Origin of the sequence: Vibrio sp. EA2 (assembly GCF_033042495.1) — a bacterium.
GTDB lineage: Bacteria > Pseudomonadota > Gammaproteobacteria > Enterobacterales > Vibrionaceae > Vibrio.
The window spans coordinates 211,562-234,921 of record NZ_JAWLID010000005.1; the positions used below are offsets into that span (position 1 = coordinate 211,562).

Below are 23,360 nucleotides of genomic sequence, written 5' to 3' on the forward strand. Positions count from 1 at the left end.
CTGTCCTACAGTTGTTTTTCAATCATATCAGTAAGCGTAGTACTAGTAGGAGAAGTTGAGCTTGGGAATGTGGCAATGACTTTGCCATCCTTATTAATCAGAAACTTGTAAAAGTTCCATCTTGGGGTGACGCCTGCTTGTTGGCTGATCTCGCTGAATACTGGGTTCGCATCACTGCCCATCACGGAACTACGTGCCATCATTGGAAAGGTGACCCCATAATCGAGGTAACAAATTTTTGCGGAATTCTCTTCGCTGCCTTTATCTTGGTTAAAGTCATTGCTTGGAAAGCCGATCACCGCGAAATTTTTCTCTTTATACGTCTGGTATAGGGTTTCTAACTGTTCGAACTGCGGCGTAAATCCGCATTGACTGGCGGTGTTGACGACGAGCAATGTCTTCCCTTTAAATTGCTCACACAAATCAATTTCATCAGTGGAGTTGAGTAGCCTTTGTTTGCCCTGAAGAATATCCGGGCAGCTCGAAGCAAAAGCCAACGTACTCAGGCTGAAGAGCCCGATAGTGACAAAGGGTCTCACTATTCCTTTCATGATTTGATCTCCTTATTTGTTCACCTTAGTCAGTATAGTGTTACTCAGGAGATTAGATATCGATCAAAAAGCCGCGCAGTAATTGCACGGCTTTTAAATAAAGTGGGGGGTTATGCCAGCTTCAAATCGAACTGATTACGGTATGCGACCATATCTTCAATAGTAAGAACTGGCATGTTATGAAGACGCCCAAATGCAACGAGCTCTGGTGTTTTCGCCATCGTGCCATCTGGATTGGTCACTTCGCACAATACGCCCGCAGGCTGTAACCCTGCCATTTGCATCAGATCAATCGTGCCTTCGGTATGTCCGCGGCGAGTCATCACGCCACCTGGGCGAGCGCGCAAAGGAAAGACGTGGCCAGGACGGGCAAGATCTTCTGGCTTCGCATGTGGATTTGCTGCCGTTTTGATAGTGGTAACACGGTCTGCCGCAGATACACCTGTCGTTACGCCAACTTTCGCTTCAATCGAAACGGTAAATGCGGTTTGGTTTGCGCTGTTGTTGTTTACAACCATTGGTGGCAGTTCTAGCTTGTCTGCTTGAGAATCCGTCAGACAAAGACACACAATACCACTGCACTCGCGGATCATCAGTGCCATTTGTTCGTTAGTCAGGTGTTCCACTGAGTAGATGATGTCGCCTTCATTTTCACGGTCTTCATCATCAAGCAGAAGCACACCACGGCCTTCCTGCAGTGCGATAAGTGCGTTTTCAACGCGAGTAATTGGGTCGCCGAATTCGGCAAGTAGAGATGACTGATTCATGGTTAACTCCTAAATATGACCAGAATCAGGGCGCTATGAGAGCTCGCGGTATTATGCGATTACAAAGAAGTGCACCAGTTCTTCTCAACACATTGAGTAAGTGGACTGGTGTATTCTTATTCTCTTTCATCCGGACTATAACCGTCGGCTCTGGCATCTCACCAGATCTGCTGACCTCGACGAATCGAGCGCTCGCGGGCTCACTCAAAAGAGTATACCGCCGGTGGGGAATTTCGCCCCGCCCTGAGAACAATTAAAATTATGTCAAGTCAGTTAATTTTACGAAGACTGACAACGAGATATTACTGATTAAGCGATATCTTGGGAAGCAGATTACGCTTTTATTACATAAAAATGTGCTACCGACGAAAAAAGTCGGTGCGAATAAAGTGATCAATTTGCTCTGGGACGAATGTATTGTAGATCAGGCTAGTATGCGTCTGTTTGGCCTCAATATGGTCCTGCATCCCTTCTAAGCGAGTTTCCTCTACGGTCACGGTGCCGTCGGACATGGTGTTATCATCGCGAATAAGCAAAGGACGAGCCCCGACAGGGAGTGTGCCGGCGATACTGCCAAGTTTCTGAGGAAAGTCCCAGACGTCGTCGTGTTTGTTTAAACCGTGATGAGGTGAGTTACCTAAAAGTGCCCCTAAACCGAGGTCTTGGATGCGAGAGACAATCGACGCCCCCTTTAGTGGAGAGCCAATGGCGACAACGTGAGAAATCAAACTGGTGGAGGTTTTTCTATTTGCTAAATATCGCTTAATCATCAAACCTCCCAAGCTATGTCCCACCAATACGTTGGTGGTCAGTGGGTTGAGTGCGTGGTCTATTGAATCAAACAGAGCGTGTTCATTGATCGATACGGTGTTGTAACTAAGAACTTGCGTTTCGTAACCCAATTTACGTAGCTTTTGGCTAAGCGGCTGCATTACCAGCCCATGCATATAAAGACCATGTAGAATGATGATTTTCATATTATCTCCAATGACTTCTCTAGGTATCTTACTCTAAATTAGGGGTAACTACTATATACACACCAATAGCGAGGTCGACAAACAGATTGACGGAGGCTGGTAAGGAATTAATTAGGCTGTCAGTGTCCATTCAAAAAAGAACATTTCCGCTGAGAGTATACCGTTAAAATCTTGTCCTTTAATGAATGGCTCACATTGGTACCTATTCGCAACACTGAATGCAAACCAGAGAGCGATTGTATTCTGGTATTTACTCAGCGATCTCTTCGCGTAGTTGGCCCAAATAGCTTTGCATGAACGCCTTGCGTCTTTGGGCTTCCTGCTGGGCAGAGTCGGTGTTCATCGTATCGACAATTTTAAACAACTTAGTCTGAAAATGATCAAGCGTAAATTGTTGATCATCCAGTTCCCGTTCTTCCGCAAACATGTCTTGATGATCATACAGTTTGGCCTCGAACTGAGTACTAACCTGGATGCAGCGCGTTACGCCTATTGCACCCAGAGCATCCAGACGATCAGCATCCTGAACGATCTTGGCTTCGAGTGTGTTGGGACGAATATTAGCGCTGAAACTGTGTGCTTCTATCGCGTGGGCGATCTCATCGTGGAAATGGCGTGGATAGTCGATACTTTCCAAAAATGCGATGGCTTTTTTAGCTGCAATCGCCGAGCTCTGCTTACGGTTGGGATGATCCTTGGGGTAAGTAAAGCAGTCATGTAAATAGGCGGCAGGCAAGACGACTTCCAATTGAGCGCCCTCTTGCTCAGCGAGCTGTTTCGCGGTTTTGGCGACACGCTTTACGTGGCCCAGGTCGTGCGCGGCATCGATTTGCATCTCTTGCTGCATGAATTCTAGGAATAAGGGTTCTGCTTTGTTTAATAAGGTCATGGGTAATACTTCATACTTGGGGGTGAGAGGAGTATGCCCAACCCGATAACGAATTTCCAAGCGCGGTGAAGTTATTGAGACTTATAGCCGATAACGAATCAGTCACGGTAACCGTATTAGACTGACGTAATCAAAGGGAGGATAGATTGAGAAAAGACAGATAAAAAAATAGCCAACCGCAAACGGTGCGATTGGCTTATATATATGAACAAAGTTGAGTTCACTAACAACGTCAGTTGGCTAGGTGACCCTCGGCTTAAGAAGGGTCGCTATAAGTAATGCATCTGGCGTGCCAACTTTTAAAGCCACTAAAAAGCGTAGTTTCTGTGAGTTTTGTTGCCTAAATGCCGACTGGTTTTGCAATTTGCAATTGCGATATGCAAAAGTACGTTATTATGCTAATGATTGATTAGTAAATTAGTACTAGTTACTTACAATAATACGAGACTAGCGGTTCCTAAAAAGGCGAAAAAACCAACAACGTCTGTCACGGTGGTCAAAATAACGGAACCCGCCAGGGCAGGGTCGAGTTCTAATCTATCCAAAATAATTGGAATCAACACACCAAACAGAGCGGCAGTGATGATATTGACGACGATAGCTAAAGCAATGGTTCCGCCAAGGACCGCCGATTGAAACCATAATCCTGCCAGACCACCAATGATCACAGCCCAGGCAATACCGTTCAGAGACCCAATACCTAACTCGTTTTTGAGTAGCTTGAAGCGGTTTCCGGGCGTGATCTGATTCAGTGCCATTGCGCGAATCATCAGCGTGAGCGTTTGGCTACCCGCAATACCACCCATTGATGCGACAATCGGCATTAATACCGCCAGCGCCACTACTTGAGCGATCACGTCTTCAAAAAGTCCAATAGTGACGGAGGCTAAAATGGCGGTCATTAAGTTAATTCCTAACCATACCCCACGTTTTTGTGAGCTTTTGATGACCGGAGCAAACAAGTCATCGCCTTCGTCCATACCGGTACCCGCCATCAATCGTGCTTCATAAATCTCTCGCTGAGTACTTAAGGCAAATTGCCAGTCTACTTCACCGATCAATGTTTGGTCGGCGTCTGTTACGGGTAAAGCCGAAAGAGCACTGTGCTCCAAAGCCTCGACTGCTTCAGGCAAAGACATTTTACTGTCGAGGACCGTGACAGCTTCTATCGACAGGCTTTTTAAGCGAACGTCAGAGTCACTACGCAAGATTTCGAAATAGTTAACCGTGCCACGAAACTGTTTGTTACGGTTAATCAAATAGACGTGTTGAGGCGTATCGTAGCTGTAGCGATCCATCAGCTGCTTTGCAGTGCCAACCGTAATGTTAAAAGGTAAGGTTACGATTTTTCGATCTGCCCAACGGCCGATCTCTTCATCTTCATACGCGTTGGCTTGATCGTAAAGCTCTAACTCGTCCTTCTCGATCAATGCCAATGCTTCGTTAATAATCTCTTCGGGTAGGGAGTCTGCCCACTCGATCAGAGAAAGGTTGTCTAGTTTGGCGAGCGTCAGTTTAAGCTCGACTTCTGACAGCGCATTAATGATTGAAAAGCGCACGTCAGCACGCATTTCAGTCAGCACATCAATATGCAGCTCTAACGGTAATGCTCTCCATAACCGAACACGGTCATTGATGGTAAACGCTTCCAATATTAAAGCGATGGAGCCGGGGTCTAAACCCTCTTCGATTGATGCGTTGAGTGTTGCGATTTGATCCGCTTCTTCAGCTTGCCCAATTTGTTGTATTAGAGTGGAGAGATCTTGAAACTTGCTCACCGAGCACCCCGACAGTTTGTTCGTTAAAAATAGAGATAGTGGTCTAGTAACAATAGCGAAGAATCGCGCTATACGTTCGCGCCAATTAAAGTACGCGAAAGTAGCAGAAAAACAATAGGCTACTCGACGTGAATATTCAGATAAGGCTGCACTAATTTACGAATGTTCACTTTCGCACCGATACGTGCGGCAAGTAGGTACATACCTGCGATTTTTCGGTGAAGAAAAATCGCATCGGCTGGTGGTGTATGCCAGTAATCCTGCTCCATGCTGAGGATCTTACCAGCGTCACGTAATCGCTGCGCAAGGCCACTGGCTTTAAAGTCGTAGTCTTGATCCACTAACATGGGTTCACATGCCATTTTGACCAGATCCAAAATTGCCTTGCGTTGCTCTGGCATGATGTTTTGGCTGAAAAAACCAATCTTCTCTAAGGCTTCGTTCAGGCTGTGTTCGTCATGGTTTACAACAGCAGAAAAGGCCTGACGATAACCAGAACTGAATCGTTCACTGTATTCGCGTGTGGCACCAAAATCTAACAGACCAATCTGTTTGGTTTCTTCGAGGTACAAATAGTTGGCAAAGTTGGGATCGGTCTGAACCATTTTGAACTCAAACAGTTCGCGGAAAAGCAGTTCAAGCAGGTTATGCATTACCGTATCGCGGGTACTTTGGTCACAGCTAACGATGGTATCCACTGGAACCCCTTCGATAAATTCCATGGCTAGCACCGACTGTGAAGAACTCTCCAAGTGGACTTTCGGCACGATAAAACAAGGGTTTTCTTTTAAAGCATCGAAATAGCGCAGCGCGAATTGAGCTTCGCGCTCATAATCAGCTTCATCGTGAAGTTGTTTTTTCGCTTCTTCAAGCAGTCCTTTATAGTCTACGGATTCTGGTATCAGGCCCACGACTTTAAGCAGTGTGCCAACGTTGTCGACGTCACTGTTTATACTTTTACGAACGCCCGGGTATTGGACTTTTACCGCAAGTTTATCACCCGCGTCACTGTACGCCTGATGTACTTGCCCTATTGAAGCACTGGCAATCGGTTTAAAGTTAAACGCCAGAAACTCCGCTTTCCAATCCGGGCCAAGTGCATTTTCCATGACGCTGTTCAACTGTTTTGCTGGCATCGGATCGGCATTTGAGCGCAGCCTAGAGAGGATGTCTGCTAGTTCAGGCTCGAGAATATCACCTGCATCCATTGACAGCATTTGACCGAGTTTCATGGCAGCTCCACGCAAGTGAGCAAGCTGATCGGTCAGTCTGGTTATATTTTGTGGTGTCAACAGGAGGTCTTTCGCTTTCGGCTTATTGCCCTTAGCGAGCTGTTTGGTGCCTTCAGCAAGAACATTTCCGGCAACTCTTGTTGCAAGAGAGGCAAATTTACCGAATCTGGAGATGCGATGGGTGGGTAAGTTTTTTTCCTTGTCCGACATTGAGAGCCTCCCGTAAGTTTTATCCAAACCACGAATGAATGTTATTTTTTGATGTGGTTTGGGAATTACTTGTTATACGGGAAAATTGTGTCATTGGATACATTTACAAAGAAAACCGCCAGCAGTGCCAGCGGCTGAAAGACTCTAAGAGTATGCCTGGGTACGGCAATGTTGCTTTAGACCTGTCATAAAACGAATAACTGAGTGGTTTAAAGCTTTATTCCGTCACTTTTGACTCGCGTTTTGATCTTAATTGCTTCCATGGTAATGAGAGCACGACAAAAATCGTCAGCGCATACAGCATAGACCAACCTAAGCAGATAAATACGCCTGTACAAAGGAGTAGAGATACCCCCGCCATTACCTTACCGACGCCTTTAAGCAGTTTATAGGCGGCCAGCATTGCGAGCAGGTAAACCAACACAAAAATGCTGTTCGCCAGTTTAAGGAAAAACTCTAGATCAAGCTGAGAAAGCGTACCTGCCGCACAGGACACTAATAGGATGAATCCGACCAGCAATGTCGCTGAGGACGGTACGCCTCGACGCGAGACTTTCGCCAGCTTACTATCGGGACGATATTCACGAGCCTGACTCCATACCATACGTGCCAAGCTTTGGGTGTATAAATTAACACTGGCGAAGCACGCTGAAAATCCAATGATACTGATGATCCATTTCGCACTATCACCCAGCAAATGAGCGCTTAACCAAGGTATAGAGGCATTATCAAACTGAGGCGTGCCATAAGCGCCAAACTTTAATATCACAACTGAACACGCCCAATAGGTGGCACCGGCGACGAAGCTGCCGACAATAATCGCGATAGGAAAGTCGCGTTGTGGGTTCTTAAACTCTTCGCCCATGTGTGCAAAGGCTTCTATACCGACAAAGCACCAAAACATAACGCCAAGCGCGGCGGTAATTGGCCAAATTGAGTCTGCTGTGACGGCTGGCATGGTAAGGTCTGCGCTATTTATTTCCCCTTTCCAGAGAAAGGCACCGACTAGGGCAAATACGCTCAGCGCAATCACTGTTTGTAAACGGCCCGACGATTTTGTTCCTAGCAAGTTGACGATGACCAGTAGGGCTATCGTAACCATTTGAGCGAATAAGTCATGGTTTATTGGTTCCGGAAGCAGCTGTTTGAGAAAACCCGCAGCAAGTGCGATAGCCGCTGGTATGCCCACTGGGATCACACTGACAAACAGCCAGGCAACGCTGCTTTCTAATTTTGCATTAAACGCTTTACGCACAAAGAAAGCGGTACCGCCGGCGTTGGGGTATCGTTTGCCTAGTTGAGCAAACGTCAGAGCAATCGGGCAGATTGCAGCAAACAGTAATATCCATGCCCAGAGTGAAAAATGACCTGCAATCCCTGCCGCAATCGCCGGGATCATAAATAGACCTGTGCCCATTAATGTGGTGGAAAGTTGGGCGATGCCGGATATAAGTGAAATGTCTTTTTTTAGCTGTTCCATGCTGGTCTCTGAGGGTGTAGAACTAAGTGAACTCTAAGAATAAATGAGTTCCGAAATACAAAATGCGTTACTGAGCCGCCAATATGACGGTTGTTTCAAATAATTCCAACAAAATGTTGGTTTCTTATGCATTTAAAATCGTTATAAAATGAAGAAAATAAGGAAGAAGCGGTAAGTTTATGGACAAGTTTGATCATAAGATCATTGATATCCTCCGGCATAATGCACGACTTTCGGTTACCGAAATTGCTGATCAAGTGAACCTCTCTCGTTCAGCGGTAACTGCTCGAATTCGTAAGCTAGAAAATGACAAAGTTATCCTGGGTTATCACGCAGAAATTGCTTCAACGCCAGGAGATTCAATTTGTGCTTACTTCGCTCTGAAGTTTGATAAGTCGACGTCAACGTACTTCTGTGAATCCTACGCGGATGAGCTGTACAAGATAGATGGGGTGAAATGGTGCCATGCCATTAGTGGTGAAACCGACATGATGGTCTTTGTCGAGGTACCCAACATGAATCGCTTAAACGAAATCAGAGACCAAATTCAACGCTTTCCTGAGCTTCGCCATCTCATGACGCATACCGTACTTACCGAGTTTTTTAATACCACGGGTAATAAGTTCGTCAAGTGATTAGCTACACAGGCCTTAAATACCAGTCACATGGATAAAGAATGTTAAACCACATCAATTTAAATCTGCTGAGATCCTTACATGTACTGCTGGAAGAGTGTCATGTAAGCCGCACTGCCGAGCGGCTGCACATCACCCAATCTGCGGTGAGTCGTCAGCTGGCTCAACTCCGCGAGCTGTGTGGTGATCCACTTCTTATTCGCCAGGGTAATCAGCTGATTCCTACACCAAGAGCGATAGCGCTAAAAGAAAAACTGGATGCGTTACTCGCGGAATTTGACCATCTTTTGGATGACAAGCCATTTGAGCCCAAAGACTGGCAGGGAGAACTCGTGATTGCGTCGAGTGATTACGTTGCCCAATATGTTCTACCGGATATAGCGTCGCACCTCTGTGAGTTCGCGCCACAACTTGATATGGCTTATCGGCTTTGGCAGCCAGACTTTCTGGACAAACTGCATGAGCTCGGCATTCACATCGCTTCTTCTATGTACCCCTCCAAACCAGAAGGCGTATCGAGCATCAATATCGGCTCGGATAATTCGGTTTGTCTGATGAAAGATTCTCATCCGCTGGCTAAGTGTAAAAGTATCAGCGCGAAGCAACTCGTCAGCTATTCGCACATTAAGGTGACGGGAGGTGGTGACAAGGACTCCAGTGCTGATCTGGCGTTAAAAGAGATTGGTCTGCAGCGTCATATTGCCCTCAAAGTGCCGTTCTTCTCTGCCGCGGTAAACAGGCTGGTGAAGAGTGAACACCTCATGGTTGTGCCGGAACATATTGCGCTGAACCTCGCCAAGCATTGGCGTTTAGTCAATAAGCCACTGCCTTTTGCAACCCAGACACATGAATATTGGTTGATGTGGCATCCAAAATACGACACCGATCCTGCCCATCGTTGGGTTAGAGAACAAATTCGGACAGTGATGAAGCTATCGGAATACTCTATTCATTAAGTTATGATTTCAAGTCATGACCTTTATGAAAAACTTTGATTTCTATTTATATCCCTTCACTTGATAGATTGATACCAAATGAGGAGAGGATTTTATGACACTAACAATTTGGCTATCACTTTTTACCGTCTGTTTATTGGGTGCAATGTCACCTGGGCCCAGTTTAGCCATTGTCGCTAAACACGCTTTGGCTGGTGGTCGTGTTAATGGATTGGCGACAGCGTGGGCACACGCATTTGGTATCGGGATATACGCATTTATTACTTTGATTGGTTTGGCAGTGGTTTTACAGCAAAGCCCGCTACTGTTTAAAGCGATCAGCTTGGCGGGGGCAGCGTACTTGGCCTATTTGGGGTTTAATGCTCTGCGTTCGAAAGGTGGTGTAGCGGCTAAGCTTGAATCTGGGCAGGAAACCACCGTTGCACAGTCGGCAAGAGAAGGCTTTTTTATCTCTATTCTCAGTCCTAAAATTGCACTGTTCTTTATCGCCTTATTTAGCCAGTTCGTTGCTCTGGGTAATGATCTGAGTAATCAAATGATCATTGTTGCTACGCCGTTTATCGTTGACGGTTTGTGGTACACGTTCATTACTATCGTACTCTCCAGCTCGCGAGTGGTTGATCGTATTCGCTCAAAAGCGGTGTTGATCGATCGCTTGTCTGGCGTCGTGCTTATGTTGTTGGCTCTGCGCGTGGTTGTAACGATATAAATTTGATTTCCAGAACATAAAAAAGCACCCAGCTTGTTCAAGGCTGGGTGTAAGCAAGGAGTTTCTCAGGAGCTTTATTAGCTTTTGGGGGACGAGGGGGTGAGAAACACTTTAATTCTCTTATCGGCGAACTTCTTCAAATTCGCCTTCTATTGCGTCTGCTTTTCCAGTATTAAATTCATATTCTTGCTGCATCTCTTTCTGCATGTACTTGACGCGCTTCTCAATACGTTTTCCGGTAATCAGTGCCGCGATGGTCAATGGGATCGCCATGATCAGGCTAACTACTAAAGCAAAAAGGCCGGTAATCAGTGCCAGTGCTGTAACGATGATCCGATTCATAAACTTGACCTCTCTATTTGTCTATGTGTTCAGATTACCCCAGTGAATATGAACGAAACATGAACGATAGACGCAATTATGTCTGAGGAATGTCAAAGCCTCAAAAAGTACAACTGTTCATATGAAAAAACGCCTGAGGGGAAGCTCAGGCGTATAAAAGGGGAGTTAAGATTAGTAGTGCGCTTACGCGCTTATTATTAAGAACAAATGTTGAGGTATAGTTCGCTACACCATGTGGTTAACGTTGTGGAGCAATGTTCACCTATCGAGGGAATGTTTGGTAACGAACACCCATCATTTGTTCCATACAGTGCACAACTTGGCAGCTGTAACCGAATTCGTTGTCGTACCAGATGTAAAGTACGCAACGTTTGTCTTGTGCGATAGTCGCTTGACCATCAACGACGCCAGGGTGACGAGAACCAACCAAGTCTGTTGAAACGATTTCAGTTGAGTCTGTGTAGTCAATCTGTGCTGATAGCTCAGAATTCAGCGCCATTTCACGTAGGTAGTCGTTCAGTGAATCGCGATCCACGTCTTCACCCAGGTTTAGGTTTGCAACTGCCATTGACACGTTTGGCGTCGGTACGCGAATTGCGTTACCTGTCAGTTTACCAGCTAGCTCTGGCAGTGCTTTTGCTACCGCTTTCGCCGCACCTGTTGACGTCAGAACCATATTCAAAGATGCACTGCGTCCACGACGGTCACCTGAGTGGAAGTTATCGATCAGGTTTTGGTCGTTAGTGTATGAGTGAACCGTTTCGATATGGCCTGAAAGCACACCGTACTTATCGTTCAACGCCTTCAACACTGGCGTGATAGCGTTGGTAGTACAGCTTGCTGCTGAGATGATGGTGTCATCTTCTTGAATCACAGATTCGTTTACACCGAATACAACGTTCTTGATATCGCCTTTACCAGGTGCTGTCAGTAGTACTTTCTCTGCGCCATTACACGCTACGTGTTGGCTTAGACCTTCTGCATCACGCCAAACGCCTGTGTTGTCGACAACAAGTGCGTTGTTAATGCCGTAAGCAGTGTAGTCAACCTCGCTTGGGTTGTTTGCGTAGATAATTTGAATGAAGTTACCATTCACGATCAGTGCTTTACGCTCTTCATCAATGATGATGCTACCGTTGAATTGACCGTGTACAGAGTCACGACGAAGTAGGCTAGCACGCTTCTCTAAATCGCCTTTCTTGCCGCCACGTACAACGATTGCACGAAGTCGTAGTGGGTAACCAGGGCCGCTCTTTTCAATAAGAAGACGTGTCAGTAGACGACCGATACGACCAAACCCGTAAAGAACCACATCGCGAGCTTTCAAAGAAGAATCTGCATCACGAGCACCTTGAAGTGCGGTTTGTAGGAAATCATTAAGCGCAGAAGTGTCTTCGTGCTCATTCCAATACTTAGTTGCCAACTGACCGATATCCACGCGGCTAGAAGAAATGCTCATTTCGCATAGTGCTTCAATGATAGGCATTGTCTGCTCTAGAGAGAGAGGGTTTCCAGTGTATCGTCTTGCTACGCGGTGAGTTTTGAGAATGTCGATAGTTGTTGCGTTGATAAGCGTTTTACCGAACAGAACCACTTCGATTCCTTTTTCACGATACAGCTTACCAATTAGAGGGGAAATAGATTCAGCAATCGTTTGGCTAGTTTGCCAGTCTTGGAGATATTTCTCTGGACTCATTGTTGTATTGGACCTTTCACGTTTTGGGGGCTAACCATACTCGCCGCTGTTACCTCTACGGTAGAGCGTAGGAGTCTGGTGGTAATGTAGGGTTGTAATAATTATGGGGCGGATTCTACGGTTGAAGGGCTTATTCTGCTAGGAAAAATAAATCCAGTGGAAATCACTGTTATATGACGGTTATGTGGATGATTAATGTGACTAAGGCGTTGCATTTAAGGTGTTGACATTTTCAAATGTGCAAACTTATTTTGCGATGATAATGTTTTCTATCAATGATTCTCGTTGAAATTAAGGTTATGAATTACATTTATGTGTGATGTGAATCGATAACGCAACTCAAGAGGTAAACATAAAACTCGTAATTAGGTGATTTGTTAACTAAGACGAATGGATAGGCTGAAATGAGATTGTAAGGTTAAAATTTAATATCAAAAGTTTGCAGCAAATCACAATGTGAACTGAGATTAAACCCTCATAGAATAGACATTAACCACTTTAATACTAGGTCTACTGTTCACGAAAGGAGCAAATCAGGATTAAACTTCGTATCTGATAACTCTCGAACGGCCTAAAATTACCAGCCCCATGGTGTGAGATTGTTGAGGCTTATCAATAAAACGACGATTAACTACGCTAAGTATTCTGTTTTGTTGGTTACGCTGTCACATTTGGTAAGAATGTCAACTGGATCGCGCCACTATGCAACGCCTTCGCTTCTAAACGTTGTCTAATCCTGTAAACCTTGTTTAAATCGACGATATACCTGAATTCACTTGGCGTTGATAGTCAAAATTAGAAGGAAATGACATGTTTAAACTCGCGATTATTGGGACGAACTGGATATCGCAACAATTTGTTGAAGCTGCCATACAAACGGGAGAATTTAGCCTCAAAGCCGTTTATTCGAGAGAGCTTGATAAGGCTCGTTCATTTGGTGTGCCATACCATGCGGAGAGTTTCTATGACAATCTAGACGCTTTAGGAGAAGATCCCGATATTGATGCGGTCTACATTGCGAGCCCTAATTCACTTCATGCACCCCAAGCGCTGCAAATGCTAAAAGCAGGTAAGCACGTAATTTGCGAGAAACCAATGGCATCAAATTACTCGCTTGCCAAGGAGATGTTTACGTGCGCTGAAGAGAATAATGTCGTGCTTTTTGAGGCATTCATGTCGCCTTATACCCCCAACTTTACTGTGCTGAAAGAAAGCCTGCCTACTATAGCTCCGTTAAGACACGCAACGATCAGCTATTGCCAATATTCATCGCGCTATCAAAAGTATTTAAATGGCGAGAACCCGAATACATTCAATCCCGATTTCTCCAATGGCTCAATTATGGACATCGGCTATTACTGTCTGGGCGCTGCCATTGAGTTATTCGGAGAGCCTAATCAGGTTCAGGCCAGCGCGTTTGTTTTGCCATCAGGCGTAGATGGATGTGGCAGTGTGACGCTTGCCTACGATGGTTTTAACGTGAACTTACTGCATTCAAAAGTGAGTGACTCGTTAATCCCGAGTGAATTTCAGGGTGAACAGGGTAGCGTGCTAGTTGATATGATCTCCACGGGTCGTGGCGTCGAACGCATTCTTCGTGGTCAAGAGAAAGAAGTACTGACCCTGCCACAAACCGAAAACCACATGTTTTACGAAGCTAAAGCTTTTGCCGAGCAACTTAAGTTAGGAGTGATTGATGAGAACACCAAGCAACGTTCATTGACGGTTGCCAACGTGCTGACGGAAGTCAGAAGACAAACTGGCGTGGTTTTCCCTGCTGACAAAACGGCTTAATGCAATAAAAGGCGTCTGAGGTATAAAATGAAGCCCTCGAATCAGGAGGGCTTCATTACAGGAATAAGGGAATAGATCGCTTTATCGGCTTAATTCGTCTTACGCATTTCAGACAAGGTTACGATGGTACGACGATAGGTGAGGTATGCTGCGATACCCGCGCAGATATTACCAATACATGCCCCAAGCAGAAGGCCTTTAATTCCCCCCAGCTGAGAACCAACCCACAAACACGGTAAGAAAAACACGAACAGACGTAACGCCGAGACAGTAAGAGCCGTGTATGACTTGCCTAATGCATTACAAACCGAAACCATAAGCATACATACGCCCAGAGAACCTAAGCTGATAGGGACGATGGATAAATGCATCGCCAACACTTGCTCAACCTGTAAATCACTGGTCATTAACAATGCCAAAGGGTTTGCTACGGCAAAGGTGATAACGGCGATTAAGAGCTGGAAGCTCAAAATAAACTTAACCGCGATACTGACCAGTGATTGAATATCACTGTAGTTCTTTGCACCAAGTAAGCGCCCAACCATAGGTGGCAGAGACATGGTTAACGCGAGCACAGAGACAATAGCAAAAAATTCATAACGTGATCCTAGCGCCCAGGCGGCTACGGCTGCCGTACCGAATCCAGCCAGTAGCTTCGTTGCCAGCATGGATGATAAAGGGGGCAACAATTGGCTTATCATCGCGGGTCCCATGATGTTACCGATCGAGCGGATACTCTTTATCACGTTTAAGTCTTGCCACTGTGTTGTGGCCCACTGATTCTTTTTGACTCGAGGAGCAACCACCAAAATACCCAGACCAAAGGCCGCAATCGTCGCAAGTGCAGCACCATTAATACCGAGGTCTAAAGTAAAAATGAAGATCGGATCCAGAACAAGGTTCACACCGCTGGTGATCATCATCATGGTACCTGGCAACATGGTATTTCCATGGGCTCGGCAGATACTGTAGTAAAAGTAGAGCAGGGCTCCGGTCCAGGAACTCAGTAACCACCAAGGCCAGTAGCTATCGATGATAGGCATGATGGTATCGGGTGCGCTGAGCATGGATAGTATTGGGTAACGAAGCAACCAAATTAACACACTGATTATCGCAACTCCGACTGAGCCTATCATAAGGACTAAGCCACCCAATTGTTTGGCATAGCGAGTTTCATTTGCGCCAAGCGCCTTAGAGATAACCGCGGTTGTTGCGATACCTAAGCCTACCTGAATTCCGATCACGACCATTTGTAGTGGGAGTGTGAAGCCCTGTACTGCCAACGGTAAGACCCCCAGCTGGCCGATAAAAGCACTGTCCACAAGCTGAAAACTCATTAGTGATAGAACACCAAAGAGCATGGGCCAGGTCATCGAAAACAATTGCTTGGCTAATGTAGGTTGTGGGGTGATCGTAGTTGAGGACATAAACAGCTTATTAAGTTAATAGGTTAGGGGAATGGGTTGATGTTATTGTACACAGCACTCTGATCGGTGACAAAAACAAACCCCGAGCAAGTTGTCTTACTCGGGGTTCAAATTATAACAGAACTATTGGTGTTTATTTCTTGCCGCTAGTTTGTTTATCTTGTTCCGTCAGTTCTCGAATACGACGGCTGATGTCACGACGTTCTTTAGAGATTTCTGCGCTCTTGATGATGTGGTCATCAACACGATCTTCGTAATCTGATTTCATGTTTTTGACGATAGCTACGATGTCGTCGTGAGTCATCTCTGGCTTGATGTAGTCTAGGAGGTTTTCCAGCAAGTCTACACGTTTGCGGTTATCACGAACTTTTTTCTCGTTATCAACAAGCTCACGTTTCAGTTTATTTTTACGACGAGCTTGGCTAACGATTTCAAATACGCTACTCATAGTTCCCTTTCCTAATTTGTGAATATCTTTCTCGATTAAAGCACAACATCTCGTAGCATAACAGTCTTTAGATCAATCACGACGATGAGTTGAACATTTCTCGACCAATCATTATGTTCCTTGCCTCACGACAGGAAAGCATCGCTGGTTGACACCATACTCAGTCTTACTTGACTTACCTTAGAGCAAAGGTGATTTCGCAGCCTGAAACGCCTCATCTGCTGCGATTTCTATATTCGAGTGTCCAGGTAATTCAGTGAGCATAAAGCCTTTTTACGACGCAGTTTGGACAAATATGCGTTTGACTCTGGGTTAGAGTGCATCGATGCGTTGTCATGATTGAACCTTCACTATATTATCAGCGTCATTAAATACAAAATGATGACACTTGATATGGACTCTCGTAATACTGCGGAGCAAGTCGACAGTCAAGATAGTGAACAAGTCACGAGCTCTTTGGCTGAGAAGTTAAAAACAGCATACGTCAATGCGCGTAATCAACTTGAAATTACAGAAGTTGAACTCAATCGTTCGAAGATAATGATGATTGATGAAAACGGAAACATGAGAAAAGTACCTATTCTCTCCGAGCACTGAGACCTAACCCTATTCACAAAAGGGGTCAGGTCTTAGACTATGCTTTAGCCTGACTACCTTATACTCAAGTGATTTTAAAACCGTTCAGGTTTCAATCTGGCAGCATAAAGTGACTTGAGTATAAAATTCAGATGCAAAAAATAATAAGGAATGCATTATGAAAGTTGAGCTAACGGCAATAGAAGCACGAGTAATTGGTTGCCTGATCGAGAAAGAAGTGACGACTCCCGATCTTTATCCCCTGAGTCTGAATGCACTTACCAATGCATGTAATCAAAAAAGTAATCGTGAGCCAGTCATGTCATTGTCTGAGTCTGATGTATTAGATGCGGTAGATGCATTGATTGAACGTCGACTTGTCAGTGACGAAAGTGCCTTTAATAGCCGAGTGAGCAAGTATCAGCACCGTTTTTGTAACACGGAGTTTGGCGATTTGAAACTCACTGAGCAAGAAAAAGGCATCGTATGCTGTATGCTGCTACGTGGTGCTCAAACGCCAGGTGAAATTCGTACTCGAACTAACCGCCTGACAACGTTCCACGATGTTAAAGAGGTGGAAAATGTACTTGAGTATTTGGCGAGCGAAGAGAAAGGCCCATTAGTCGTCAAACTTCCGCGTGAGGCTGGTAAGCGTGAATCTCGCTATATGCATTTATTCTGTGGTGAAGTCGATGTATCTGCTATTGAGTCAGCGGCGGCAGTGTCACCGAGCTCTGATCGCGTGAGTCAGCTTGAGCAAGAAGTGTCCATGCTCAGAGAGGAGCTTGATGCATTGAAAGCTCAGGTAGAATCGCTACTTTGATGAGTGAAAGTGTGGCACAAGTTTGGAGTGTTTATCTGATACGAAATAACCGCAATGCACTCTATTGTGGCGTCACCAATGATATTGAGCGCCGGTTTCAACAGCACCAGAATGGTAAAGGTGCCAAGGCACTCAAAGGTAAAGGCCCATTAGTCCTGGAATGGACAATGAGCTTTGACTCAAAGCGTGTTGCGATGAAAGCTGAATACTTTATTAAACAACTAGCGAAAAGCAAAAAAGAGCTACTCGTTGAATCGAAAGCCTCACTTGCCGTGGACGAAGACCAAAGCTTGAACTTGACCGTTCGTCTTTAGGGCTCGATAGATAGTCCAGAAACGTACCGCACGGACTGATGAAGAAACCGCCGAAGTTTTGAAGGCGGTTTCTTTTTATCCAAAATGTGTTCTTGGTACAAAAACTGCTGTCGTTTTCAGAATAACACACTGATTCAATAGGCATTGATTTTGATAATAGGCTGAAATACCGTGCAATATGCGTTTGTTATATAAAGTTCATATCACTCATAATGCATAACGAAGAAATTGATATTGAAACCAGCACTCAGTGGAAGGTAGATTACAATAGTTCAACACGCCCAAGTAACGGATGACTCGGCTAGATAATAAATAGAGTGAATGGGACTCGGTAAAAACTAAAAAGAGCAACAGATGAAGAAAGAGTTAGTATTCTCCCTTATTTTAATGACGGGTATTGCCTCAGCAGCACATGCATCTCAAGTCCTGAATGGATATTGGGGCTATCAAGAGTTTCTGGACGAATTCCCTGAGCAAAAACAGCTAACCGACGCGTTGGCTGAAGCGGTTAGAGAAAAACCCACTCCGATTACCATTGAGAAAAAGCGTGAACTGAAGATTTCTGTGGTTTACCCGGGGCAGCAAATTTCGGATTACTGGATCAGAAATATAGACGCATTTGAAAAGCGGTTAGATAAGCTGAATATTGATTATCAGCTTAATCAGGTTTTTACTCGCCCAAATTCTGATATCAAACAGCAAAGCCTCTCTCTGATGGAGGCATTGAAAAGCAACTCGGACTATCTGATCTTTACTCTTGATACCACCAGACATCGTAAGTTTATCGAGCATGTATTGGATTCCAAGAAAACTAAGCTGATCTTACAAAACATTACGACCCCAGTAAGAGACTGGGATAATCACCAGCCGTTTCTTTATGTTGGTTTTGACCATGCTGAAGGCAGCCGCAAACTGGCGAAAGAATTTAGTCAACGCTTCCCAAAAAACAGTCACTACAGTGTGCTCTACTTTTCAGAAGGTTACATTAGTGACGTAAGAGGGAATACATTTATTAACCAGGTAAACCGTGACAGTAACTTTGAGCTACAATCTGCATATTACACCAAGGCGACAAAGCAGTCTGGGTATGAGGCGGCAAAAGCCAGTTTGGACAAGTACCCAGATGTCGATTTTATTTATGCTTGCTCAACAGACGTCGCGCTTGGTGCCGTCGAAGCGTTAGCGGAACTAGGGCGCGAGGATATTATGATTAACGGTTGGGGAGGGGGCTCTGCGGAGCTAGACGCCATTTTAAACGGAGAGTTAGATATAACCGTAATGCGTATGAACGATGATACCGGTATTGCAATGGCAGAAGCCATCAAATGGGATCTGGAAGGGAAGTCAGTACCAACTGTTTATTCTGGTGACTATGAAGTCGTCACTAAATCTGATTCTCCCGACAGAATAGAAACATTAAGAAAACGCGCATTCAGATACTCAGATAATTGATGACAAATACATCAACCAGAAAACGTCGCTCTTTGTCGACGCTGATTACTAAAATTATTGTTCTCGTTCTTGCTCCGATAATTTTAGGCATATTCGTTCAGAGTTATTACTTCTCCAAACAGATTATTTGGCAAGAAGTCGACAGGACAAAGCAACAAACATCCGCCCTGATTCTGAATATTTTCGACAGTCATTTCGCTGCGATTCAAATCCACCACGACAGCAACTCTAAAAGCGATGTGGTATTGGACTTTTATAGTAAGCGAGATGAAGAAGCCTTAAATTTCTTTTTCCTTAGCATTGATCAGAGTGATCCGTCACACACGCCTGAAATTCGCTTCCTCACTAATCATCAAGGCATTATCTGGGATGATGGCAACGCCCATTTCTATGGCATTAATGACTCGATACTCGATACTATCGCCAGTAGCGTCACATTCACCAATAACTGGTATTACATAACGTCACTAACCCCGATGGGCGCACGTCACCTGCTGGTTAGAAGAGTCCCGGTACTTGAGCCTAAAACGGGTGAAGTGATGGGCTACTCCTACAATATTGTCGTTCTGGATAACAACTTTGGCTTGATGGAAAGGCTGAAGAATGAAGGTAACGTCGATAATGTTGTTCTCATTTCCAACAACCTACCGTTAGCCAATTCATTAGCGGGTGATGAGTCTTATAAAATATTTGATGTTTTAAAACGCAGAGAGTCTCAAGAGAAACTCGACCAACTATTGATTATTAAGACGCCAATTGAGGTGAATGCGGCTAATACCGATTTGTCTCTACTGACGGTTCAGGATAATCAAAGTGTCGTTACCCTACAGGTTCAGCATCTTTTGGCGATGATGGCTTCGGTTATCGGGATGATCTTGATCGCCCTACTGACCAAAGAATGGATAGAGAACAAGGTAGCCGAACAGCTTGACTCCTTGATGTCTTATACGCGCTCAGCACGTGAAGAAAAAGGGTTTGAGCGTTTTGGTGGGTCCGATATCGAAGAGTTCGATGATATTGGGACGACGCTGGAGAACACCTTTGAAGAGCTTGAAGCGCAAAAACGTTCCTTTCGAGACCTGTTTAACTTCGCTTTATCTCCGATCATGGTGTGGTCTGAAGCTGGGGTACTGATACAAATAAATCCTGCGGCGAAAAAAGAGCTGGTGCTCGAGAATGACGTTGAAGTAATGACTCCCGTCTTTAAAAGCTTTAAGGAAAAATTGCTTCCTCATCTGCGTATGGCATCGCAAGGCGCGACCTTAACTGGGGTGAATGTGCCGATTGGTGAAAAAGTGTATCGCTGGAACCTATCTCCCATTTTTGTTGACGGCGATCTCAGCGGCATCATTGTGCAAGGGCAAGACATCACAACGCTTATTGAGGCTGAAAAGCAAAGTAATGTTGCCAGAAAAGAGGCTGAAAAGTCCGCTCAAGCTCGCGCCGATTTCCTGGCTAAGATGAGCCACGAAATCAGAACGCCAATAAATGGGATCTTAGGTGTTGCTCAGTTATTGAAAGGCTCGGTTAAATCGCAGGAGCAGAGTAACCAAATAGATGTACTCCGTCATAGTGGTGAGCACTTACTTGCTGTTTTGAATGATATTTTAGACTTCTCAAAAATCGAGCAAGGCAAATTCAATATTCAAAAACACTCGTTTTCCTTTACCGATACGGTTCGTACTTTAGAGAACATTTATCGTCCGATTTGTGAGAGCAAAGGGGTTGAGCTGGTCATCGAAAACCAGTTAGACCCAAAAGTCGCGCTGTTTACCGATCAGGTTCGTCTCAACCAAATCATGTTTAATCTGCTTAGTAACGCCGTTAAGTTTACCCCTTCTGGTTGTGTCCGACTGAGCGCGGAACTCGATCAGTTTGAGGGAGTTGAGAACAGCGTGCTCGTAGTTGAAGTTTCCGACACTGGTATTGGTATCGACCCGAACAAGCTCGACCAGATGTTTGAGCCGTTTGTACAAGAAGAGGAAACCACAACGCGTGAATATGGAGGGAGTGGATTAGGGCTGACGATCGTCAAGAGTTTGGTCGATATGCTAGAGGGTAATGTCCAGGTTCACAGTCAAAAAGGCGTTGGAACGACCTTTGTTGTCACGTTGCCAGTGAAAGATCGTGAGCGTATTTTACATGCAAACAAACCAAACCAACGTGTCAATCCTGAGGAACTGTTTAATGAAGCCTTGAAAGTCCTGCTTGTTGAAGACAATCATACCAATGCGTTTATTCTAAAAGCCTTTTGTAATAAATATGGAATGCAGGTTGATTGGGCAAAAGATGGGCTTGAGGCAATCGAGCGATTGAAACATCACACGTACGATTTGATATTGATGGATAATCAACTTCCTCACTTAGGTGGAATCGAAACCACAAAAGAGATTCGCCGAAATTTGAAATTAGGTACGCCGATTTATGCTTGCACGGCTGATACCGCAAAAGAAACCGGTGATGCGTTTATGGAAGCGGGCGCGAATTACATCTTGCTCAAACCGATAAAAGAGAGCGCGTTCCACGATGCACTTTTGGATTATAAGCGGCGATTTATAGGTGGCTCGGCGTAATAAAAATATCAGCATTCATCAGGCACAACGCACGTTGTGCCTTTTTATTTTCCTTAGCTTTCTCTGCCACACAATGACTTGCCTTGAACTTAATGTGATTTTTGTCACAAAACTATTTACTTAGCACGCTAACTATTTTATATTACTTAGCATGCTAAGTAATTGAGTGTTTCAAATGATTCAAGATACCGACATTTTGGGAGAGCTTTCTGTTGCGGAAAAGTTATCTCGTGTCTCTCGTTTATGGAAGATGGTCGCTGACCGAGAGCTTGAGCCACTGAATATGACGTATCCGCGCTGGACTGCCTTATGGAAGTTACATCGCATGGGGGACAACGTCAGTCAGAAGCATCTTGCGGTAGAACTAGAGATTGAACTGGCGTCATTGATGAGAACCTTAAAATTACTTGAAGAGCAGTCTCTGGTTATACGACGTTGTTGTGAACATGACAAACGGGCTCGTATCGTCAGCCTGACGGATGAAGGTAAAGCACTTATTACTCAACTAGAGAGCCGAATCCTTGCCGTTCGCAGGAAATTACTGTCTGACATCAATGATGACGAGCTAAAAACCATGGGGTTAATCCTGGAACAAATGGCTCGCAATGCACTCGATACACTTAGTGAATAAGTCAGAAACCTAATAAAGAGAAGTTAAATCCTATGACTCCAGACCAAAAATTCGCGCGCTGGATTAAATATTCATGCGCGGCGTTTGTCTTTGTCTTTGCTTATTTTCTAATTGCTGACCTGGCAATGCCCCTTACTCCTCAAGCAATGGCAACTCGCGTGGTAACGAAAGTAGCGCCACGTGTCAGCGGACAAATCACCGATATTTACGTGACAAACAACCAAGAGATCCATAAGGGTGACGTGTTGTTTCAGATCGACCCACAGCCTTACCAATTGGCGGTTGAGCGTGCTCAGCTCAATTTGGATCAGGTGATTCAAAATAATGATCAGCTGGACGCTTCAATTGCCGCAGCCAAAGCGGATGTGGAAGCAAGCAAGATTGTTGCCGAGCAAAAAGTGCGGGAAGCGGCGCGTTTGAATAAGCTGTTTCACCGCAATGGCACCTCTCAGCAGCAACTTGATGATTCACAAAGTAATGCCACTGCGGCAAAAGCCAACCTTTTGGCAGCCCGTGCTCGCCTGAAGGAGCTTGAAGTAAGCCGTGGTGAAATAGGTGAAGATAATGTCAGCGTGCGTGTTGCGCAGAACCAACTCAAGCAAGCTGAGCTCAATTTGTCTTACACAAAAGTTATTGCTGAGCATGATGGCGTGGTTGCAAACCTTCAACTGGAAGCAGGTGCTTACGCTTCTGCGGCGAGTCCTCTGGTTGCATTGGTGTCAGATGACGTTGACATTATTGCTGATTTCCGAGAAAAAAGCCTGCGCCACTTTAATCGGGACAGCCGTGCATTGGTAGCATTTGACAGCTTGCCGGGTGAAGTTTTTGAAGCTCGAATCACAAGTATTGATGCGGGCGTAAGTTCCGGTCAGTTCGATGCTGATGGACGACTTGCCACACCGACAGAGACTGACCGCTGGGTTAGGGATGCACAGCGTATGCGTTTGCATCTAGCTATCGACGATCAAGAACAACGCTCGTTCCCAGCCGGCGCACGTGCGACAGTCCAACTGTTACCTGAGAATGTGGTCTCTGGGTGGTTTAGTAACCTACAGATTCATTTCTTGAGTGCGTTGCATTACATCTATTAATCAGGAGGT

22 protein-coding genes and 1 riboswitch are annotated in these 23,360 nt (G+C 45.0%); of the genes, 11 read left to right on the top strand and 11 right to left on the bottom strand.

Going from position 1 to position 23,360, the window contains the following annotated elements; translation table 11 throughout:
* Positions 1 to 5: 5 nt before the first annotated feature.
* The 7 genes from RXX31_RS13745 to yjeH form a co-directional block, all read right to left on the bottom strand.
* Positions 6 to 551 carry a glutathione peroxidase gene (locus tag RXX31_RS13745; protein ID WP_317590040.1) on the bottom strand — a complete coding sequence of 182 codons (546 nt, stop codon included), beginning with the start codon at positions 549 to 551 and terminating at the stop codon, positions 6 to 8.
* A 110-nt stretch (positions 552 to 661) separates the two neighbouring features.
* The gene (gene ribB / locus RXX31_RS13750) at positions 662 to 1,318 is read right to left on the bottom strand and encodes a 3,4-dihydroxy-2-butanone-4-phosphate synthase (RefSeq protein WP_317590042.1); all 657 of its coding nucleotides are present in this window, start codon (positions 1,316 to 1,318) and stop codon (positions 662 to 664) included.
* Positions 1,319 to 1,432: 114 nt separating this feature from the next.
* Positions 1,433 to 1,573, bottom strand: a riboswitch (FMN riboswitch).
* Between the two features lie 104 nt (positions 1,574 to 1,677).
* Positions 1,678 to 2,295, bottom strand: coding sequence for a triacylglycerol lipase (locus RXX31_RS13755; protein ID WP_317590043.1), 618 nt, complete (start codon positions 2,293 to 2,295; stop codon positions 1,678 to 1,680).
* Positions 2,296 to 2,545: 250 nt separating this feature from the next.
* The gene (locus RXX31_RS13760; protein WP_317590045.1) at positions 2,546 to 3,184 is read right to left on the bottom strand and encodes an HD domain-containing protein; all 639 of its coding nucleotides are present in this window, start codon (positions 3,182 to 3,184) and stop codon (positions 2,546 to 2,548) included.
* 431 nt (positions 3,185 to 3,615) lie between these two features.
* Complete coding sequence (locus RXX31_RS13765; RefSeq protein ID WP_317590046.1) at positions 3,616 to 4,962, bottom strand: magnesium transporter; 1,347 nt, start codon at positions 4,960 to 4,962, stop codon at positions 3,616 to 3,618.
* Between the two features lie 119 nt (positions 4,963 to 5,081).
* Positions 5,082 to 6,404, bottom strand: a complete 1,323-nt coding sequence (locus RXX31_RS13770; RefSeq protein ID WP_317590047.1) for an AarF/ABC1/UbiB kinase family protein — start codon at positions 6,402 to 6,404, stop codon at positions 5,082 to 5,084.
* Positions 6,405 to 6,621: 217 nt separating this feature from the next.
* Positions 6,622 to 7,884 (bottom strand): L-methionine/branched-chain amino acid transporter, encoded by a 1,263-nt coding sequence (gene yjeH / locus RXX31_RS13775; protein ID WP_317590048.1) that lies wholly within the window; start codon positions 7,882 to 7,884, stop codon positions 6,622 to 6,624.
* A gap of 179 nt (positions 7,885 to 8,063) precedes the next feature.
* On the opposite strand from yjeH, the gene RXX31_RS13780 reads away from it, so the two are divergent.
* The 3 genes from RXX31_RS13780 (at position 8,064) to RXX31_RS13790 (ending at position 10,184) form a co-directional block, all read left to right on the top strand.
* Positions 8,064 to 8,519, top strand: a complete 456-nt coding sequence (locus RXX31_RS13780) for an Lrp/AsnC family transcriptional regulator (RefSeq protein ID WP_317590049.1) — start codon at positions 8,064 to 8,066, stop codon at positions 8,517 to 8,519.
* 41 nt (positions 8,520 to 8,560) lie between these two features.
* The gene (locus RXX31_RS13785) at positions 8,561 to 9,475 is read left to right on the top strand and encodes a LysR family transcriptional regulator (protein ID WP_317590050.1); all 915 of its coding nucleotides are present in this window, start codon (positions 8,561 to 8,563) and stop codon (positions 9,473 to 9,475) included.
* Positions 9,476 to 9,569: 94 nt separating this feature from the next.
* Positions 9,570 to 10,184 carry a LysE family translocator gene (locus RXX31_RS13790; RefSeq protein ID WP_317590052.1) on the top strand — a complete coding sequence of 205 codons (615 nt, stop codon included), beginning with the start codon at positions 9,570 to 9,572 and terminating at the stop codon, positions 10,182 to 10,184.
* A 120-nt stretch (positions 10,185 to 10,304) separates the two neighbouring features.
* Here the strand turns inward: RXX31_RS13790 and RXX31_RS13795 are convergent, their stop codons facing one another.
* Together RXX31_RS13795 and RXX31_RS13800 are read right to left on the bottom strand one after the other, a co-directional pair.
* Complete coding sequence (locus RXX31_RS13795; protein ID WP_317590053.1) at positions 10,305 to 10,526, bottom strand: hypothetical protein; 222 nt, start codon at positions 10,524 to 10,526, stop codon at positions 10,305 to 10,307.
* Between the two features lie 262 nt (positions 10,527 to 10,788).
* Positions 10,789 to 12,222, bottom strand: coding sequence for a glyceraldehyde-3-phosphate dehydrogenase (locus RXX31_RS13800; RefSeq protein ID WP_317590055.1), 1,434 nt, complete (start codon positions 12,220 to 12,222; stop codon positions 10,789 to 10,791).
* 810 nt (positions 12,223 to 13,032) lie between these two features.
* Here RXX31_RS13800 and RXX31_RS13805 point away from each other — a divergent pair.
* Positions 13,033 to 14,016, top strand: a complete 984-nt coding sequence (locus RXX31_RS13805; RefSeq protein WP_317590056.1) for a Gfo/Idh/MocA family oxidoreductase — start codon at positions 13,033 to 13,035, stop codon at positions 14,014 to 14,016.
* Positions 14,017 to 14,105: 89 nt separating this feature from the next.
* On the opposite strand, the gene RXX31_RS13810 is transcribed toward RXX31_RS13805, so the two are convergent.
* Positions 14,106 to 15,443, bottom strand: coding sequence for an MATE family efflux transporter (locus tag RXX31_RS13810; protein ID WP_317590057.1), 1,338 nt, complete (start codon positions 15,441 to 15,443; stop codon positions 14,106 to 14,108).
* A gap of 133 nt (positions 15,444 to 15,576) precedes the next feature.
* Entirely contained in the window at positions 15,577 to 15,891 is a 315-nt protein-coding gene (locus RXX31_RS13815) for a DUF496 family protein (protein WP_317590058.1), read from the bottom strand.
* 393 nt (positions 15,892 to 16,284) lie between these two features.
* Here RXX31_RS13815 and RXX31_RS13820 point away from each other — a divergent pair, with 393 nt between their 5' ends.
* The 7 genes from RXX31_RS13820 (at position 16,285) to RXX31_RS13850 (ending at position 23,351) form a co-directional block, all read left to right on the top strand.
* On the top strand, positions 16,285 to 16,488 hold the full coding sequence (locus RXX31_RS13820) for a hypothetical protein (RefSeq protein WP_317590059.1): 204 nt from the start codon (positions 16,285 to 16,287) through the stop codon (positions 16,486 to 16,488).
* 157 nt (positions 16,489 to 16,645) lie between these two features.
* A complete protein-coding gene (locus RXX31_RS13825; protein WP_317590060.1) occupies positions 16,646 to 17,290 on the top strand; it encodes a YceH family protein in 645 nt (214 codons plus the stop codon).
* On the top strand, positions 17,290 to 17,604 hold the full coding sequence (locus RXX31_RS13830; protein WP_317590061.1) for a GIY-YIG nuclease family protein: 315 nt from the start codon (positions 17,290 to 17,292) through the stop codon (positions 17,602 to 17,604). The genes RXX31_RS13825 and RXX31_RS13830 overlap by 1 nt, the downstream gene beginning before the upstream one ends.
* 354 nt (positions 17,605 to 17,958) lie before the next feature.
* Positions 17,959 to 19,056, top strand: a complete 1,098-nt coding sequence (locus tag RXX31_RS13835) for an autoinducer 2-binding periplasmic protein LuxP (protein ID WP_317590062.1) — start codon at positions 17,959 to 17,961, stop codon at positions 19,054 to 19,056.
* The gene (luxQ, locus tag RXX31_RS13840; RefSeq protein WP_317590063.1) at positions 19,056 to 21,629 is read left to right on the top strand and encodes a quorum-sensing autoinducer 2 sensor kinase/phosphatase LuxQ; all 2,574 of its coding nucleotides are present in this window, start codon (positions 19,056 to 19,058) and stop codon (positions 21,627 to 21,629) included. The genes RXX31_RS13835 and luxQ overlap by 1 nt, the downstream gene beginning before the upstream one ends.
* 175 nt (positions 21,630 to 21,804) lie before the next feature.
* Positions 21,805 to 22,260 (top strand): MarR family transcriptional regulator, encoded by a 456-nt coding sequence (locus tag RXX31_RS13845; RefSeq protein WP_317590064.1) that lies wholly within the window; start codon positions 21,805 to 21,807, stop codon positions 22,258 to 22,260.
* A gap of 32 nt (positions 22,261 to 22,292) precedes the next feature.
* Entirely contained in the window at positions 22,293 to 23,351 is a 1,059-nt protein-coding gene (locus RXX31_RS13850; protein ID WP_317590065.1) for an HlyD family secretion protein, read from the top strand.
* Positions 23,352 to 23,360: the final 9 nt, after the last annotated feature.